Source organism: Streptomyces sp. NBC_01016 (assembly GCF_026341035.1).
Taxonomy (GTDB): domain Bacteria; phylum Actinomycetota; class Actinomycetes; order Streptomycetales; family Streptomycetaceae; genus Streptomyces.
The window spans coordinates 132,696-148,973 of the sequence record NZ_JAPEOQ010000001.1 but is presented as its reverse complement, the minus strand read 5'-3'; the positions used below and the strand labels follow the sequence as shown (position 1 = coordinate 148,973).

Below are 16,278 nucleotides of genomic sequence, written 5' to 3'. Positions count from 1 at the left end.
TTTTCCACGGGATGTAGCAGTCTTAGAGGTCTTATGTGCCATACGAGGCGTACGTGACGTACGACGCGGATCAGGAGTTCCACAGGACATGAGCAGCGACGAGCCGGAGCAGCCCGAGCAGCCGACGGAGCCCCAGGAACCGGGCGGGCCCGGCACGGGCGCCACGCCCGCCGCCGCAGGCAAGGGCAAGCGGCCCAGGCGCACCGGCTGGCGGCGCCTGATCCCCACATGGCGAATGGTGCTCGGCGGCCTCGTCGGCTTCATCCTGCTGTGCGTCGGCCTGTTCGCCCTCGGCTACTTCCTCGTGGACATCCCGCCCGCCAACTCCGCGGCGACCGCCCAGAGCAACGTGTACCTGTACGCGGACGGCAGCCAGATCGCCCGCGACGGCGAGGTCAACCGCGAGAACGTGAGCCTCACCCAGATCCCCAAATCGGTGCAGCACGCGGTACTCGCCGCCGAGGACCGCGACTTCTACTCCGAATCCGCCGTCGACCCGCAGGCCATGCTGCGCGCCGCCTGGTCCACGCTCACCGGCAAGGGCAAACAGGGTGGCTCCACGATCACCCAGCAGTACGTGAAGAACTACTACCTGGGCCAGGAGCAGACCGTCTCCCGGAAGGCGAAGGAGTTCTTCATCTCCATCAAGCTGGACCGCGAGAAGTCCAAGGACGACATCCTCGAGGGCTACCTCAACACCAGCTACTTCGGGCGCAACGCGTACGGCATCCAGGCCGCCGCCCAGGCGTACTACGGCGAGGACGTCCAGGACCTGTCGGCCGCCCAGGGCGCCTACCTCGCGGCCCTGGTGAACGCCCCGAGCGCGTACGACGTGGCCGCCCACCCCGAGAACAAGGAAGCGGCCACCGCCCGCTGGAACTACGTGCTCGACGGCATGGTCAAGGAGGGCTGGCTCGACGCCTCCGACCGCAAGAACATGACGTTCCCCGTGCCCGACCAGGCGAAGGCACCATCGGGCCTCTCCGGGCAGCGCGGCTACCTCGTACAGGCCGTGAAGGACTACATCACCGACAACAAGATCCTCGACGAGGACACCCTCGCCGGCGGCGGCTACCGCATCACCACCACGCTCCAGAAAAAGAAGCAGATCGCCTTCGAAAAGGCCGTCGACGACCAGCTGATGTCAAAGCTCGACAAGAACACACGGGACATCGACAAGAACGTCCGCGCGGGCGGCGCCGCCATCGACCCGTCGAACGGCAAGGTGCGCGCCATGTACGGCGGCGTCGACTACACGAAGCAGTACGTCAACAACGCCACGCGCCGCGACTACCAGGTCGGCTCCACGTTCAAGCCGTTCGTGTTCACGTCCGCCGTCGAGAACGCCTCGACCACACAGGACGGCCGCAGGATCACCCCCAGCACCATCTACGACGGCACCAACAAGCGCCCCGTACAAGGCTGGGACGGCGGCCACTACGCCCCCGCCAACGAGGACGACCGCTCCTACGGCAACATCACCGTCTCCACCGCCACCGACAAGTCCGTCAACGCGGTGTACGCGCAGATGGCCGTCGACGTCGGCTCCGACAAGGTCAAGCAGACCGCCCTCGACCTCGGCATCCCCTCGAACACCCCGGACCTCACGGCCTCGCCCTCGATCGCGCTCGGCCCGTCCACCGCGTCCGTGCTCGACATGACCGAGGCGTACGCGACGCTCGCCAACCACGGCGAACACGGCACGTACACGCTGCTCGACTCGATCACCAAGAACGGCGAGGACATCACGCTCCCCGAGAAGGAGACCCGGCAGGCCGTCCCGCGCGCGGCCGCCGACACCACGACGTCGATCCTCAAATCGGTCGTCGACGGCGGCACCGGCACCGCCGCCAAGGCCGCGGGCCGCCCCGCCGCCGGCAAGACCGGCACCGCGGAGGAGGACAAGGCGGCCTGGTTCGCGGGCTACACCCCGGACCTCGCGACCGTCGTCTCCGTGATGGGCCAGGACCCGACCTCCGGCACGCAGACCCCGCTGTACGGGGCGACGGGCCTCGACCGGATCAACGGCGGCGGGTACCCGGCGCAGATCTGGGCCCAGTTCACACAGGCCGCCCTGTCCGGCACCCCGGCCAACGACTTCGAACTGGACCTCCAGAGCGGCGCCGAACAGGAACCGCTGCCCTCGACCCCGGAATCCTCATCGGAATCGACGACCGAATCCCCCTCGGACACCGCCTCAGCGACCCCCTCGGACGAGGACACCCCGTCCGACGAACCGTCGAGCGAGACACCCCCGTCCGAGGACCCGACGGGCGGCGAGGAAGAACCCACCGATTCCCCCAGCCCCGACGACACGGACCTGAACCCACTCAGTGCCCAGAAGTCACCTTGAGCCCCACGATCGCCACAAGCAGCAGCGCAATGAAGCCGATTCGGGCCGCGGACACGGGCTCGCCCAGGGCGACCATCCCCACGATCGCGGCTCCCGCGGCCCCGATCCCCACCCACACGCCGTACGCGGTACCGATGGGCAAGGACTTGGCGGCGTAGGACAGGAGCACCATGCTCGCGACGATTCCCGCGCCCGTGAACACGCTCGGCCAAAGGCGGGTGAAGCCCTCGGTGTACTTCATGCCGATCGACCAGGCGACTTCGAGAAGTCCGGCAACAGCGATCAGGATCCAGGCCATGACTGGCACCTCCGTCAGTGGTTCTCAACAGGGGTGCGTCGTCTTTGCGAAGTGCTGCTCAGCCCGGTACGGCGCGTCTCGTCGGGGTCCCTCAAAGGTAGCAAAGGACAGATAAAAAGGGCTGGTGACGATGGTCACCAGCCCTCATCGGCCCCAGGCGGGGAGGCGGACGGCTACAGGTACAGGCCCGTCGAATCCTCGGAGCCCTCGAACCGGTCGGCCGCCACCGCGTGCAGATCCCGCTCGCGCATCAGCACGTACGCGACACCCCGCACCTCGACCTCCGCCCGGTCCTCCGGATCGAACAGCACCCGGTCACCCGGCTCCACGGCCCGCACGTTCTGCCCGACCGCGACAACCTCGGCCCAGGCAAGACGCTTGCCGACGGCCGCCGTCGCGGGAATCAGAATGCCGCCACCACTGCGCCGCTCACCCTCGGAGGAGTCCTGCCGCACGAGCACACGGTCGTGCAACATCCGGATGGGCAGCTTGTCGTCATGGCCGGTGCTGTGCTTATCGGGATTGGCGCTCACGCCGACGAACCTACCCGCCCCACGCGCACTTGTACGCCGCCGGGTCGCCCCTTGGTACGCGGCGCGGCAGCTCCGACAACGCTCCCCGGGTCAGCGCTTGCGACGCCGCGACCCCACCGCGAAGAGCCCCACGACACCCACCACGACGATCGCGACCGGCACGATCCGCTCCAGGCGCGGCGCGCCCTCCTCCGAGACGAACTGCCCCCTCACCTCGGAGACCAGCCGGTTCGCCCCGACATAGGCCCGACCGAGCGTGTGGTCGACCTGCGAGGCGACCTTGGCCTTCGCGTCCCCGACGATCGTCTTCGGGTGGACCCGGACACCGATCTCGTCGAGCGTCTCGGCCAGGGTCTCGCGACGGCGCTTGATGTCCGCCTCGATCTGGGCCGGGGTCCGCGTGTCCGGGCTATCCGGCGTACTGGACATGTGCGACACCGCGCTGCCTCCAAGGTCGCTGCTCTCACTGCGTATGAGTAATGGACAGTCTGTCAGCTCACCGCCTCCACCACCCCCCGGCACCCCCATTACGCTCAACGAAGTCCACACGCCACGACGCCCAGGAGGCCACCCATGAGCGAGCGACTGCAGCCCGGCGACACCGCGCCCGCCTTCACCCTGCCCGACGCCGACGGCAACGAGGTCTCCCTCGCCGACCACAAGGGCCGCAAGACGATCGTCTACTTCTACCCCGCCGCCCTCACCCCCGGCTGCACCAAGCAGGCCTGCGACTTCACCGACAACCTCGACGTGCTCGCCGAGGCCGGCTACGACGTCATCGGCGTCTCCCCGGACAAGCCGGAGAAGCTCGCCAAGTTCCGGGAGAAGGAGAACCTCAAGGTCACCCTGGTGGGCGACCCCGAGAAGAAGGTTCTCGAGGCCTACGGCGCCTTCGGCGAGAAGAAGCTGTACGGAAAGGTCGTCACCGGAGTCATCCGCTCCACGGTCGTCGTCGACGAGGAAGGAAAGGTCGAGCGCGCCCTCTACAACGTGAAGGCGACCGGCCACGTAGCGAAGATCATCAAGGATCTCGGCATCTGAGAATCCCCGCACCTCCTGGACCAACTCCACGTGCGAAAGTTCGGGCATTGGCGGAAGTTAGGGACGAAAGGTTGTGACGAAAGTCCCGAACGCTTGGGACTTTCGTTTGCAATGAACGTCCGTGAGCAGGTGGAGCCTGGAAGCGCTTTGCAGTCAGAGAAGGGATCCACCCCATGACCACCGACACCGAGGAAGGGCTGGTGCCCGACCCGGAGGCGGTCAAGCGTCACCGCGCCTTGTTCCGCGCCGTCAAGCGGCGCAAGAACCCGCCGCTGCGCCGCACCGACATCACCGTCACCGACGACAGCGCGGTGAAGCGCGCGGTCAAGGCGGCGTCGCTCGGTAACGCCATGGAATGGTTCGACTTCGGGATCTACTCGTACCTGGCCGTCACCATCGGCCACGTCTTCTTCCCCTCGGGGAACGACACGGTCCAGCTGATCTCGTCGTTCGCGACCTTCGCGGTCTCGTTCCTCGTCCGCCCGATCGGCGGCATGGTCTTCGGCCCCATGGGCGACAAGGTCGGCCGCAAGAAGGTCCTCGCACTGACCATGATCCTCATGGCCATCGGCACCTTCGCGATCGGCCTCATCCCGTCCTACGCGACGATCGGATTCTGGGCACCGGTCCTGCTGATCCTCTTCCGCCTCGTCCAGGGCTTCTCCACCGGCGGCGAGTACGGCGGCGCCTCCACCTTCATCGCCGAGTACGCCCCCGACAAGAAGCGCGGCTTCTTCGGCAGCTTCCTCGAATTCGGCACGCTCGCCGGCTACGTCGGAGCAGCCGGCCTCGTCACGATCCTGACGGCCGTGCTCGGCAGCGACGGCATGGAGTCCTGGGGCTGGCGCATCCCGTTCCTGGTGGCGGGCCCCATCGGCCTCGTCGGCCTCTACCTGCGACTGCGCCTCGACGAGACCCCCGCCTTCCAGAAGCTGGAGGACGAGTCCTCGCACCGCGCGACCGACGCCGCCTCCTCCGTGGAGACCACCGCCAAGGGCGACCTGGCCAAGATCTTCCGCGACTACTGGCCGAGCCTGATCCTCTGCATCTGCCTCGTCGGCGCCTACAACATCACCGACTACATGCTCCTCTCGTACATGCCGACGTACCTGTCGGACGAGATGGGCTACTCGGAGACGCACGGCCTGCTGATCCTGATCATCACGATGATCGTCCTCATGTGCATCATCAGCCAGATCGGCAAGCTCTCCGACCGCTTCGGCCGCAAGCCGCTCCTGATGGCCGGCATGATCGGCTTCTTCGTCCTCTCGATCCCCTCCTTCCTCCTGGTGAAGAACGGCGCCCTGTGGGCCGTCTCGCTCGGCATGCTGCTGCTCGGCCTCTCCCTGGTCTGCCTTCTCGGCACCATGTCGGCGGCCCTCCCGGCGCTCTTCCCGACACAGGTCCGCTACGGCTCCCTCTCGGTCGGCTACAACCTCTCGGCCTCGATCTTCGGCGGCACGACCCCCCTGGTCATCACCGCCCTGATCGGACTGACCGGCTCCGACATGATGCCCGCGTACTACTCGATGGCCGCGGCGCTCGTCGGCATCATCGCGGTGGCCTGCATGAAGGAAACGGCCCAGAAGCCCCTGGCCGGCTCCCCGCCCTCCGTGGAGACGGACGAAGAGGCAGCAGAAATGGTCGAGTCCCAGGCGCCTACGCCGAAGTTCTGACACCCCTCCCTTGCTCCTTGTGTGGGCGGGCCACACCCCCCATATGTGGCCCGCCCACACAGTTCGGACCGTTCCGCATTCCGTGCGTGACGGTCCGATTTTCGTTTCGTTGCCCTGTACGAGGCCACGAACGCGTGGCCGAAAGGGAGGGGTCACATGGCGGGGCAGCGGTACACGCGGGAGCGGCTGGAGGCGGCGGCTCGGAACGCGGGGTCGTGGGACGAGGCGGTTCGGTATTGCGGGGGTGAGCCGACGCGGTACAGCAAGCGATACCTGCACCAGAAGATGGCGCAGTCCGGGATCGACACGTCGCACTTCCAGCACGGGGCGGTGCGGCATACGGAGGAGGCGTTGCGAACGGCCGTCGCGGAATCGCGGAGCGTCCGGGAGGTGGTGCGGTGCCTGGGCATCAACGACGTGGGCGGCAATCAGGCTCACATCGGTCGCCGGATCGCGGCACTCGGGATCGACATCTCACACTTCACGCCACCGAGGCAGAAGACCAGCAAGGATCTGACGAGTCCACTGACCTTGCGCGCTCCGGGGAGTGGGCGGGTCCCCGGAGTTCGTCTCCGCCGGGAACTACTACGACTCGGCGTCCCGGAGGAGTGCGCGACGTGCGGCCGGTCGCGGTGGCAAGGGCAACCCATTCCGCTCGAGGTCGACCACCTCAGTGGTGCGTGGTGGGACAACCGGCCGGGGAACCTGCGCCTGCTGTGCCCCAACTGTCATACAGTGACGGACACTTATCGCGGCCGGAAGCGGGGCGCGGAATGAGCAAGTACCCCCGCTCTGCGCTGGCGGAGGCGGCCAGGGAATCGTCCAGCCTTGTCGATCTGATGCGCCGCGTCGGCGCGCCGATGGGCAGCAAGCCCTACAACTATCTGCGGCACCGCCTCGTCCACTACGGGATCGACACGTCCCACTTCCAGGAGGAGGCGCTCCCCGAACGTCCCAAGCGGTCGTATGCCAAGGAGGTGCTCGAGGAAGCGGCATCGCGCTCCACCAGCATCCGAGAGATGTTCCTCCACCTGGGCATCCCGCCCGAGGACGGCCCGTATCAGCACGTGAAGCGGAGGCTTGCTCACTTCGGCATCGACATCAGCCACTTCGCACCGCCGCGCGCATCCCGCTGCGAGGACCTCTTGCCCGAGCGGGAGCTCACGGCAGCCGTCGCCGCCTCACACAGCCTGGCCGACCTCATGCGTCGCCTGGGTTTCGACGCGTACAACGGGGCGGCACGTGCTCGGGCTGCACGAAGCATCGACGAGTACGGGCTCTCCACGGAGCACTTCGCCGGGCAAGGCCACTACGCCGGAGTCAGGTCGCCGAGGCGCAGGCATGCCGATGAGATCCTGGTCCTTCAGGGGGCCGGCTCGCGCCGCACGCGTTCGCACCTGTTGCGCCGCGCGCTCGACGAGATCGGCGTGCCACGCGCGTGCGCCGAATGTGGCCAAGGTGAGTTGTGGAACGGGAAGAGGCTGGTCCTGGAGATCGACCACATCAATGCCGACCCGCTGGACAACCGCCGAGGAAACCTCCGGTACCTGTGTTCCAACTGCCATGCGCTGACCAGCACTTGGTGCCGTGGCGAAAGGCGCCATCCCGTGTCGGGTGACATCGCCGTACACTGACGGGGCGGAGCGCGCCAGCCAGGCGCAATGTCCGCTTTGTCGCGGTTGTGGCGGAATCGGCAGACGCCCGGGCCTTAGGAGCCCGTGGGAGAAATCCCGTGAGGGTTCGAATCCCTCCAGCCGCACAGGAAAGGGCGCTCCCGCAGGGGGGCGCCCTTTGTCGTACGTCGTCCGGCTGAGCCGGTCCCGGCTAGAGCTCCGCCCCCGTCGACCCCCGCAGGGACGACAGGTCCAGGGACTCGGCCATCTTGCGGTAGCCCGAGTCGCTGGGGTGGAGGTGGTCGCCGGAGTCGTACTGGTCGAGGAGGCGGCGCGGGTTGTACGGGTCGCGCAGGGCGCGGTCGAAGTCGACGTAGCTGTCGAAGACCTTGCCGGCGCGGATCTGCGCGTTCACGGTCTGGCGGACCGCCTCGAGGTCCGGGCGGTAGCCGGGGTGGCCCTGGAACGGCATGAGCGTCGCGCCGACGGCCCGCAGGCCGCGCGCGTGCGCCTGCCGGGTCAGCTCGCGCAGACCGTCGACGATCTTCGTGGGGTCGGTCTGCTGCGGCGTGCGCAGGATGTCGTTGATGCCGAGGTCGATGATGACCGCGCGGACGCCGGAGCGGTTGAGCGCGTCACGCTCGAAGCGGGACAGGCCGCTCGGGTTGTTGGCGGGGCGGCCGAAGCCGTCGGCCAGTATCCGGTTTCCGCTTATGCCCTGGTTCACGACGCCGTAGCGCGGGGCACCCGACTCCGTGCGCAGCCGCTCGGCGAGTATGTCCGTCCACCGGCGGTTGGCGCCCATCGTGGAGGTGATGCCGTCGGTGAGGGAGTCGCCGATGACGACGACGGTGCCCTGTGCCTCGTTGCTGAGCACGTCGAGGGCGCTGAGGTAGCGCCAGTACGGGCTCTGCTGGTTGTAGAGCGTGCCGCTGGGCTCTTCGGTGCGGTCGCCGCGGGCGACGTACGACATCTGGCGGGCCTGCGGGTGGTACGTGACCGGTCCGGACGGCGTCGGCGAGTACGTGGTGACCAGCATGTCCGAGTCGCTCGGGACGGTGATCCGCAGCGCGTCGCTGACGGCCTGCTGGCCGGGCTGGATGACGACCGAGGAGTTTCCGGAGAACGTCAGGCGGCGCATCGTGTCGGACAGGGCCGTCGGGTTGTTGGGGGCCGAGGCCACGGCTATCGAGGCGTGCGTGATGCGCAGGGGCGACTGCCCGTACAGGTTGGAGAGGGTGATGCGCGCGGCGTTGCCGCCGACGCTGGTGTGCACGATGTTGCGGATGGAGTGGCCGAAGAATCCGTTGGTCTCCGTGCCGGGTTCCCCGCCTGCGGGGGAGGCGGACCAGCTGCCGGCCCAGGTGCCGGTGGAGGCGGGGGCGGCGGAGCTGCGCGGGTGCGCGCCGCCGGCCTGTATGTCGTCATCGCCGCCGAAGACTCCGGAGAAGCCCACGTAGATGGCGGCAGAGATCATCACGACGACCGCGACGAGTGCGGTCAACAAGGCATAACCGTGACGCTTGGTCATGCGGTGTGTGTCTCCTCGGGCAGGGGGAGCCCGAGGCTCCGATGTGATGAACCCATGATGCGTCATGGGGCGGGCGGAGGCCGACACTGGCCCCCCTCCGGACAGGTAGACGCCGGGAACCTTTGGTTCGTTCCGGGAGTAGGTCAGGAAGGGACAATGTGTGAGGCGAATGACAGTCGAGTCGAAGTCGACAGGTCGGGCCGATGACCGATGCGGAGTGGGCTGAGTGGACGGCGACGTGAAGCGCGGGGCGCAGGGGTCCCAGGGTGCGTACGACACAGCGGGCAAAGCGGTTGAAGCGGCCGAAGGGTCTGAAACGACTGAAGGTTCCAAAGCGGCTGAAGCGGACAACGGGCAGTATTCCCACGCCACATCGGGTCAATCCCGGCCCTCCCGTCCCGCTCGTCGTTTCGTCGCGGAGTTCACCGCGGCCGACGAGGAGAAGCGGCGTGGTGTGCGCCGGATGAAGTTGATGGCGGTCGGGCTGCTCGTCTTCGTCGCGGTCGTCTATGTATTGGCCACGTGGGCGGAGAATGCGGGTGCGGGTGCCTGGGCCGGGTATGTCGCGGCGGCCGCGGAGGCCGGCATGGTCGGTGCGCTGGCCGACTGGTTCGCGGTCACGGCTCTGTTCCGCCACCCGTTGGGCCTGCGTATTCCGCATACGGCGATCATCCCGACGAAGAAGGACCAGCTGGGTGTCTCGCTCGGCGAGTTCGTGGGTGAGAACTTCCTGTCGGGCGAGGTTGTACGGGACCGGTTGCGCGCTGTCGGCATCGGTAGCCGCCTCGGTTCGTGGCTGGCGGAGCCGGATCACGCCGATCGGGTGACGGCGGAGTTGGCGACGGCGTTGCGGGGCGCTTTGACGGTGCTGCGTGATTCGGATGTGCAGGCGATCGTCGGCGAGGCCATCACGCGTCGGGCGGACAACGCGGAGATCGCGCCGGGGCTCGGCAAGATGCTGGAGAAGGTCGTTGCCGACGGCGGTCACAAGCGGGTCGTCGACCTGGTGTGCGCCCGCGCCCACGACTGGCTGGTGCTGCACTCGGATTCGGTGATGGATGCGGTGGAGGGCGGCGCCCCCGGCTGGACGCCGCGGTTCGTCGACAAGCGTGTGGGCGAGCGCGTCTACAAGGAGCTGCTGCGGTTCGTCACGGAGATGCGGGACATGCCGGGGCACCCGGCGCGCGGTGCGCTCGACCGTTTCCTGGCCGACTTCGCGGCCGATCTTCAGGGCGACTCGGACACCCGGGACCGGGTGGAGCGTCTGAAGTCGGAGATCCTCGGCCGTTCCGAGGTGCAGGACATCATCGCGTCGGCCTGGTCCGCGGTCCGCGGCATGATCGTCGCGGCGGCGGAGGACGAGCGCAGTGAGCTGCGTCTTCGGGTGCGGGCCTCGCTGCTGTCGCTGGGGCGGCGGATGGCGACGGAGCCGGATGTCAGCTCGAAGGTCGACGGCTGGGTGGAGGGCGCGGCGGTGTACGTCGTGACGACGTACCGCGCGGAGATCACGTCCCTCATCACGGACACGGTGGCGGGCTGGGACGCCGAGCACACGACCCGCAAGATCGAGGCGCACATCGGCCGTGACCTGCAGTTCATCCGGATCAATGGCACGGTGGTGGGTTCGCTGGCGGGTCTGCTGATCTTTACGGTGTCGCGGGCGTTGGGGGCGTAGCGGGGCGCTTTGCGGGTCTACGGGGCGGGGTGGCGCTCCGGCGTGGTGGTGGCCGGTCGGGCGGGTCGGTGCTCCGGTGTGGTGGTGGCCGGTCGGGCGGGTCGGTGCTCCGGTGTGGTGGTGGCCGGTCGGCGTGCCATGAACACGTCCACCGGGTCCTCGCTCTCGACGGTGAACCCGTGCCGTTCGTAGAGGTGGCGGGCCGGGCTGCCCCGCAGCACGTTCAGGCGGACCGGGGCGTGCTCCCGGTCGCAGCGTTCCAGGAGTTCGCGGAGTACGGCGCCGCCGACGCCCCGGCCGTGCAGTTCGGGGGCCAGGAAGAAGTGCTCCAGCCAGTACGCGGCACCGTCCGGGCGCAGCGCCACGCACCCGGCGAAGGCCCCGGCTACCTCGATCACCCAGGCGTGCGCGGGCTCGTATGCGTCGCGGAACCGCTGCCGTACGCGCTGCTCGTCGTACCGTCCGAGCCGTTCGAGGTCGGGCCGCATCACGACGGCGCGCAGCTCGGCGATCGGCTCCACGTCGGCGGCGGTGGCCGCCCGCAGGGTCCAGTCGGCCATGTCGCCCCACCCGGTCACTCGTGCGGGTCGCCCCGCTCGGTCAGCAATGATCGGGAGAGTAGGCCCGGTGGGGGTGGGCGGTTCGCATGGGGGTGGGGGATCCCCCAACGCCGCCACCGCGCCGCGCCGGACCGGTACGCGCGCTCGACTGGCCAGACAGCCCCGATGTGAAAGAATCTGGCCATGCGTGCGCGGCGTGGAAAGAGCGGCGGCCCGACCCCGGTGGCGGTCCTCGTGCGGGACGGTGTCCTGCCCATGGAGCTGGGCCTGATCCACCAGCTCTTCGGCACGGCCCGCGATCCGTCCACGGGGGAGCGCCTCTACAAGGTGACGACGTGCGCGCCCCGCCCCGGCCGTATCCGTACGGACGCCGACTTCCCGATCTACGCGGAGCACGGCCTGGAGGCGGTCGCGGCGGCGGACACGGTACTGGTCCCGGCTTCGCACGAGACGGACGAGACGCTCCAACCGGGCGGTTTGGGCGGGGAGTTGACGGACTCACTGGCCGGTGTCATCGACGGCTCCCGCGGCCGGGTGGCATCGATCTGCACGGGCTCGTTCGTCCTGGCGGCGGCGGGGCTCCTGGACGGCCGCCGGGCGACGACGCACTGGATGTCCTCGGCCCACTTCGCCCGCACGTTCCCGTCGGTGACGGTCGACGCGGACGTCCTCTACGTGGACGAGGGGCGGGTGTTGACCTCGGCCGGGGAGGCGGCGGGCATCGACCTGTGCCTGCACATGATCCGCGAGGACCACGGCGCGGCGGTGGCGGCGGAGTTGGCGCGCCGCACGGTGGTGCCCCCGCACCGGGAGGGCGGCCAGGCGCAGTACATCCAACGCCCGGTTCCGGCAGAGGAGGTGGGCCCGACATCGACGTCGGCCTCGCGGGAGTGGGCGCTGGGACGGCTGGCGGAGCCCCTGTCGCTGGGGCAGTTGGCGGCCCGCGACGCCATGTCGATCCGCACGTACAACCGCCGCTTCCGCGAGGAGACGGGCCTGACCCCGATGACCTGGTTGAACCGCCAACGGGTCGACCGGGCACGGGAGTTGCTGGAGCAGACGGACCACACGGTGGACCGGGTGGCGGCGGAGACGGGCTTCGGCTCCGGAACCTCGCTGCGACAGCACTTCCAGGCGGTGCTGGGGGTGTCGCCGGGGGCGTACAGGGCGACGTTCCGGGGACGATGAGCGCATGGCACCCGACGAAGCACACGCGCACGCATCCGCACCCGGGCACGCACACCCGCAGATCCGCAGGGCGGTCCCGAACGTAGAGGTGTCCGACGAGGCGTCGATGGCGACGAACCGCGACTTCTACGGGACGCTCGGCTTCCGCGAGGCGATGAACATGGGCTGGATCATGACCCTGGTCTCGCCCTCCGACCCCACGGCGCAGATCCAGTTCTTCACGCACGAGGCGACGGGCCCGGTGGTGCCGGACATCAGCGTGGAAGTGGACGACGTCGACGCGGTGTATGCGGCGATGCGCGCGGCGGGCGCCGAGATCGTCCACGACCTGCGGGACGAGGAGTGGGGCGTGCGCCGCTTCTTCGTACGGGACCCGCAGGGGAAGGTCGTGAACGTCCTGACGCACGCCCGGCCGTAGAACCTCAGGCCTTGCGGTCCACGAGGACGTACGACGCGGCGGCGACAGCCCCGGCGACACCGAACACGGCGGGCCACGCCCCGACCTTCTTGGCCAGCGGGTGCGACCCGGCGAACGCGGCCACGTACGCACCGGTCAGCGCCCCAGCGACCTTCCCGCCCCGCGTCTTCGTCCACTGCGTCGCGGCGGCGGCCCCGGCCACGGCGAGCACGACCCCACCCAGCTGCCGCTTCTTGGTGAACCGGGCGGTGGCGTAACCCCCGACGAGTCCGGCGGCGGCTATCGGGGCGGTGGGGAGGGCGCGGGCCATGGGGTGAACCTCCTGCGTAGTGGTGTCCGGAAGCGGCTTCCGGAGGGCGGGCCGGAACCCGCCCATTTGCGAGGTTACGCCCTGGGTCCGTCAGCCGAACTGGCCGGGCTGGTAGGACCCGGCGGGCATCTGCACGATGACGTTCATGCGGTTGTAGAGGTTGATGATGGCGATCAGCGAGACGAGGGCGGTGAGCTGCTCCTCGTCATAGTGCTTCGCGGCGTTCGCCCACACCTCGTCCGGGACGCCGCCGGCCGCGTCGGCGATCCGCGTGCCCTGCTCGGTCAGCTCGAGCGCGGCGCGCTCGGCGTCGGTGAACACGGTGGCCTCGCGCCAGGCGGCGACGAGGTGCAGCCGCTGCACGGTCTCGCCGGCGTGCGCGGCGTCCTTGGTGTGCATGTCGGTGCAGAACCCGCAGCCGTTGATCTGGCTGGCCCGGATCTTCACGAGCTCCTGCGTCGCGGCGGGGAGCGTGGAGTCGGCGACGACCTTCCCGGCGGAGTTGATGTGCTTGATGACCTTTCCCGCGATGGGGCTGGTGAAGGGGTTGATACGGGCTTCCATGGTGGGCTCCTGTGTGGTGTGTCCGTGTGTCCGTGTGTCCGTGTGTTCTGTGTCGATCGTTCCGGCGCTGTTTGCGCGGCTACGTAGATGTGACGGAGCGGGGCGCGGGGATGTGACACGGGGGAGTGTGATGCCGGTCTCAGGGCGGGGAGAGGTGGTGGAGGCCTCCCGACTCTGATGGGTCTGTGACGCGAAACTACGAAGGGATCGTGGCCACACGTCACAGTCCACCACACTCCCCGCTACAAACCGACTACGGAGGGTGAGGGTGGAGGTGAGAAGGGGAGGAGAGAACCATGAACCAGCCCCTTACGAAACACCCCTCCACTGCCCGGCTCGCCGCCCCCTCCATGGCGGCACTGGCACGCCACCCCCTCGCCCTCACCCAGGACCAACTCCTCACCCGCGCCCAACTGGTGGCGCTCGGCTGCGCGGACTCGACGACCAGTCACCGTTGCCGCCCCGGCGGCCCGTGGCAGCGCGTGCTGCCGCGGGTCCACGTCCTCCACTCCGGCACGCCGACCCCGCGCCAACGCATGCGCGCGGCACTCCTGTACGCGGGTGAGCGCGCCCTGCTCACCGGGCTCGCGGCACTGTCCCTGCACAACTTCCGGGCGGCGCCGCGCCCGGAGCGGCTGCGCCACATCGACGTACTCGTGCCGTACGGGGGTGTGGGAGCGCGCGGCACGTCGTTCGTGAGGGTGCACCGGACGCGCCGTATGCCGGAGAACTTTCCGGTGGCGGGTCTGGGGGTCGCGGAGATCGCGCGGGCGGTGGCGGACGCGGTTCCGGGCCTCAGCTGCGAACGTGATGTGACGGCGCTTCTGGCGGAGGCGGTGCAGCGCGGCTTCTGCACGCCGGAGGCGCTCCTGGCCGAACTCGGCGCGTCCCATCGCCGTTACGCCCCGTACGTGGCGAGGGCGACGGCTCACTTGGCGGCGGGCGTGCACTCACCGTTGGAGGCGGACGCCCGCGCGCTGATCCACGCCTACTCTCTCCCGGAACCCCTCTGGAACCCGAACCTCCACGACCCGCTGACCGGCACGTTCCTGGCCCGCCCGGACGCGTACTGGCCGGCGGAGGGCCTGGCCCTGGAGGTCGACTCCCGCGAGTACCACCTGGACCCGGACTCCTGGCGCCGCACCTTGTCCCACCGCAACCGCCTCGCCGGCGCGGGGCTCCCGGTTCTCGCCGTCACGGCGGAGGATTTGCGGGGGCGGGCGGAAGGGGTGGCGGAGGGGATTCGGGGGGCGTTGGCCAGGTGCCGTAACCGCCCAGTAGCTGATGTGTGGGTCAACCAGCAGCCTGTGGGCCTGAGTTAGCTTCGCGTAGGAAGTTGGTCCAAGCCTGCGGGCCGAAGGCGAGGACGTCGCTGTTCGAGCACTTGGAGTCCCGTATGAGGACGGACCCCTTGGGGGCTATGGCGCACTCCAGGCACTCGCCGCCCGCGCCATTGCTGTATGACGCCTTGAACCAGTCGAGCTGGCCGAGGAGCTCGGAACTAACCACACCACGGCCGGTGTTCACGATCACTGCGCGTACTCCTTGATGATGCTCTCGATCAGGCGAAGGGAGCGATGCGGGCTGAGGGCGGCTGCCCTGAGCCCGTCGAAGGCTCGCGTGTACTCCCGAACATGATGCTCCCCTTCGAGGTACACGGCATCGGTGATGCCATCCCGGTATACGACGTCAGGGTCTTCCTGATCAGGGAAGCCAAGGATGGTGAACGGGCCAGTCAAAGGGCGTGTTCCCGAGTCAAAGGCCAGCACTTGCAGGGTGATCGCGGTCGCTTGTGTGGCTTCCAGTAGGTGCTCCAGCTGATCCCGCATGACGGCGTGGTCGCCGACGACGTTCCGCAGTGCGGCTTCGCTGACGACGAACCATGCGTCTGGCGGTTCCGGATCCTGGCGCGACAGCATTTCCTGCCTTTCGAGCCGGACACGGATGGCTCGCTCCGCGTCCTCCGGCTTCATGTGTGAGCCCGCGAAGTGCAGCTCTCGGATGTACGCGGGTGTCTGCATCAAGCCCGGGACGATCTCGCATTGGTACTGGCGAAACGAGTCCGCCTCTTGTTCCAGGCCGATGTAGATGTTGAACCACTCCGGCACCCCCGACCCGTGAACCTGCCACCAGCCCTTCGTCTTGGCCTGGCGCGCCAAAGACTTGAGGAACTCGCGCATTTCAGCGGTGGTTTCGTAGAGCCGACACAGAGCTTCCACGTCGGACGGCTGTACGCGTCCGTGGCCGGTCTCCATTCGGTTCACCTTGGAGCCGCTCCAGTCCACGGCTGCGCCAACTTGTGCGCAGGTCATGCCGCTTGACTCGCGGAGCCTCTTCAACTCGAACGACAGTCGCCGACGTCGTGCAGTCGGAGATCCAGCCATCTAGACACCCTCCTCGCTAGCGAGGCTCAGTCTCCGCGCCAAGCCCCGTGCTTGCCAATCACTCGAAGGTGGGAATCCCGTTCTGCAAATTGCAAGAAGGGATGCTCTGGCGCCACTCTGGTAGTGCGGTTGGA

The 16,278-nt window shown here is 68.6% G+C and carries 17 protein-coding genes, 1 tRNA gene and 1 riboswitch; of the genes, 9 read left to right on the top strand and 9 right to left on the bottom strand.

All coding sequences use genetic code 11. From position 1 onward, the window contains the following. Positions 1-88: 88 nt before the first annotated feature. Positions 89-2,353: a transglycosylase domain-containing protein gene (locus tag OG746_RS00855; protein WP_266710766.1), complete on the top strand. Its 2,265-nt coding sequence runs from the start codon at positions 89-91 to the stop codon at positions 2,351-2,353. On the opposite strand, the gene OG746_RS00850 is transcribed toward OG746_RS00855, so the two are convergent. The 3 genes from OG746_RS00850 to OG746_RS00840 form a co-directional block, all read right to left on the bottom strand. Next, the gene (locus OG746_RS00850; RefSeq protein ID WP_266710764.1) at positions 2,331-2,651 is read right to left on the bottom strand and encodes a DMT family transporter; all 321 of its coding nucleotides are present in this window, start codon (positions 2,649-2,651) and stop codon (positions 2,331-2,333) included. The genes OG746_RS00855 and OG746_RS00850 overlap by 23 nt on opposite strands. Positions 2,652-2,683: 32 nt before the next feature. Next, a riboswitch (guanidine-III (ykkC-III) riboswitch) is annotated at positions 2,684-2,763 on the bottom strand. Between the two features lie 61 nt (positions 2,764-2,824). Next, positions 2,825-3,127, bottom strand: a complete 303-nt coding sequence (locus OG746_RS00845; RefSeq protein ID WP_266718636.1) for a GroES family chaperonin — start codon at positions 3,125-3,127, stop codon at positions 2,825-2,827. 147 nt (positions 3,128-3,274) lie between these two features. Continuing rightward, complete coding sequence (locus OG746_RS00840; RefSeq protein WP_266710762.1) at positions 3,275-3,613, bottom strand: DUF3618 domain-containing protein; 339 nt, start codon at positions 3,611-3,613, stop codon at positions 3,275-3,277. A 144-nt stretch (positions 3,614-3,757) separates the two neighbouring features. On the opposite strand from OG746_RS00840, the gene bcp reads away from it, so the two are divergent. From bcp to OG746_RS00815, 4 genes are all read left to right on the top strand, one after another. Further along, on the top strand, positions 3,758-4,225 hold the full coding sequence (gene bcp, locus OG746_RS00835; protein WP_266710760.1) for a thioredoxin-dependent thiol peroxidase: 468 nt from the start codon (positions 3,758-3,760) through the stop codon (positions 4,223-4,225). A gap of 173 nt (positions 4,226-4,398) precedes the next feature. Then, positions 4,399-5,901, top strand: coding sequence for a glycine betaine/L-proline transporter ProP (gene proP, locus OG746_RS00830; RefSeq protein ID WP_266710759.1), 1,503 nt, complete (start codon positions 4,399-4,401; stop codon positions 5,899-5,901). A 773-nt stretch (positions 5,902-6,674) separates the two neighbouring features. Continuing rightward, a complete protein-coding gene (locus OG746_RS00820; RefSeq protein WP_266710755.1) occupies positions 6,675-7,535 on the top strand; it encodes an HNH endonuclease signature motif containing protein in 861 nt (286 codons plus the stop codon). A gap of 41 nt (positions 7,536-7,576) precedes the next feature. After that, positions 7,577-7,660: transfer RNA gene (locus tag OG746_RS00815), tRNA-Leu, on the top strand. Positions 7,661-7,725: 65 nt separating this feature from the next. Here the strand turns inward: OG746_RS00815 and OG746_RS00810 are convergent. Then, entirely contained in the window at positions 7,726-9,045 is a 1,320-nt protein-coding gene (locus OG746_RS00810; RefSeq protein WP_266710754.1) for an SGNH/GDSL hydrolase family protein, read from the bottom strand. A gap of 463 nt (positions 9,046-9,508) precedes the next feature. Between OG746_RS00810 and OG746_RS00805 the strand changes: the two genes are divergently transcribed. After that, positions 9,509-10,720 carry a DUF445 domain-containing protein gene (locus OG746_RS00805; RefSeq protein WP_443063090.1) on the top strand — a complete coding sequence of 404 codons (1,212 nt, stop codon included), beginning with the start codon at positions 9,509-9,511 and terminating at the stop codon, positions 10,718-10,720. Between the two features lie 17 nt (positions 10,721-10,737). Here OG746_RS00805 and OG746_RS00800 read toward each other — a convergent pair whose 3' ends face one another. Beyond that, complete coding sequence (locus tag OG746_RS00800; protein WP_266710752.1) at positions 10,738-11,280, bottom strand: GNAT family N-acetyltransferase; 543 nt, start codon at positions 11,278-11,280, stop codon at positions 10,738-10,740. Between the two features lie 183 nt (positions 11,281-11,463). Between OG746_RS00800 and OG746_RS00795 the strand changes: the two genes are divergently transcribed. Beyond that, positions 11,464-12,468 (top strand): GlxA family transcriptional regulator, encoded by a 1,005-nt coding sequence (locus tag OG746_RS00795; protein ID WP_266710751.1) that lies wholly within the window; start codon positions 11,464-11,466, stop codon positions 12,466-12,468. 4 nt (positions 12,469-12,472) lie between these two features. After that, positions 12,473-12,886 (top strand): VOC family protein, encoded by a 414-nt coding sequence (locus OG746_RS00790; protein ID WP_266710749.1) that lies wholly within the window; start codon positions 12,473-12,475, stop codon positions 12,884-12,886. Positions 12,887-12,890: 4 nt separating this feature from the next. On the opposite strand, the gene OG746_RS00785 is transcribed toward OG746_RS00790, so the two are convergent. Both OG746_RS00785 and OG746_RS00780 read right to left on the bottom strand, forming a co-directional pair. Then, complete coding sequence (locus tag OG746_RS00785; RefSeq protein ID WP_266710747.1) at positions 12,891-13,196, bottom strand: hypothetical protein; 306 nt, start codon at positions 13,194-13,196, stop codon at positions 12,891-12,893. Positions 13,197-13,286: 90 nt separating this feature from the next. Continuing rightward, positions 13,287-13,760: a carboxymuconolactone decarboxylase family protein gene (locus tag OG746_RS00780; protein ID WP_266710745.1), complete on the bottom strand. Its 474-nt coding sequence runs from the start codon at positions 13,758-13,760 to the stop codon at positions 13,287-13,289. A 296-nt stretch (positions 13,761-14,056) separates the two neighbouring features. Here OG746_RS00780 and OG746_RS00775 point away from each other — a divergent pair, with 296 nt between their 5' ends. Continuing rightward, the gene (locus OG746_RS00775; protein ID WP_266710743.1) at positions 14,057-15,082 is read left to right on the top strand and encodes a putative endonuclease domain-containing protein; all 1,026 of its coding nucleotides are present in this window, start codon (positions 14,057-14,059) and stop codon (positions 15,080-15,082) included. On the opposite strand, the gene OG746_RS00770 is transcribed toward OG746_RS00775, so the two are convergent. Together OG746_RS00770 and OG746_RS00765 are read right to left on the bottom strand one after the other, a co-directional pair. Next, positions 15,054-15,269 (bottom strand): DUF397 domain-containing protein, encoded by a 216-nt coding sequence (locus OG746_RS00770; protein WP_266718633.1) that lies wholly within the window; start codon positions 15,267-15,269, stop codon positions 15,054-15,056. The genes OG746_RS00775 and OG746_RS00770 overlap by 29 nt on opposite strands. Before the next feature lie 20 nt (positions 15,270-15,289). Further along, the gene (locus OG746_RS00765) at positions 15,290-16,144 is read right to left on the bottom strand and encodes a helix-turn-helix domain-containing protein (protein WP_266710741.1); all 855 of its coding nucleotides are present in this window, start codon (positions 16,142-16,144) and stop codon (positions 15,290-15,292) included. Positions 16,145-16,278: the final 134 nt, after the last annotated feature.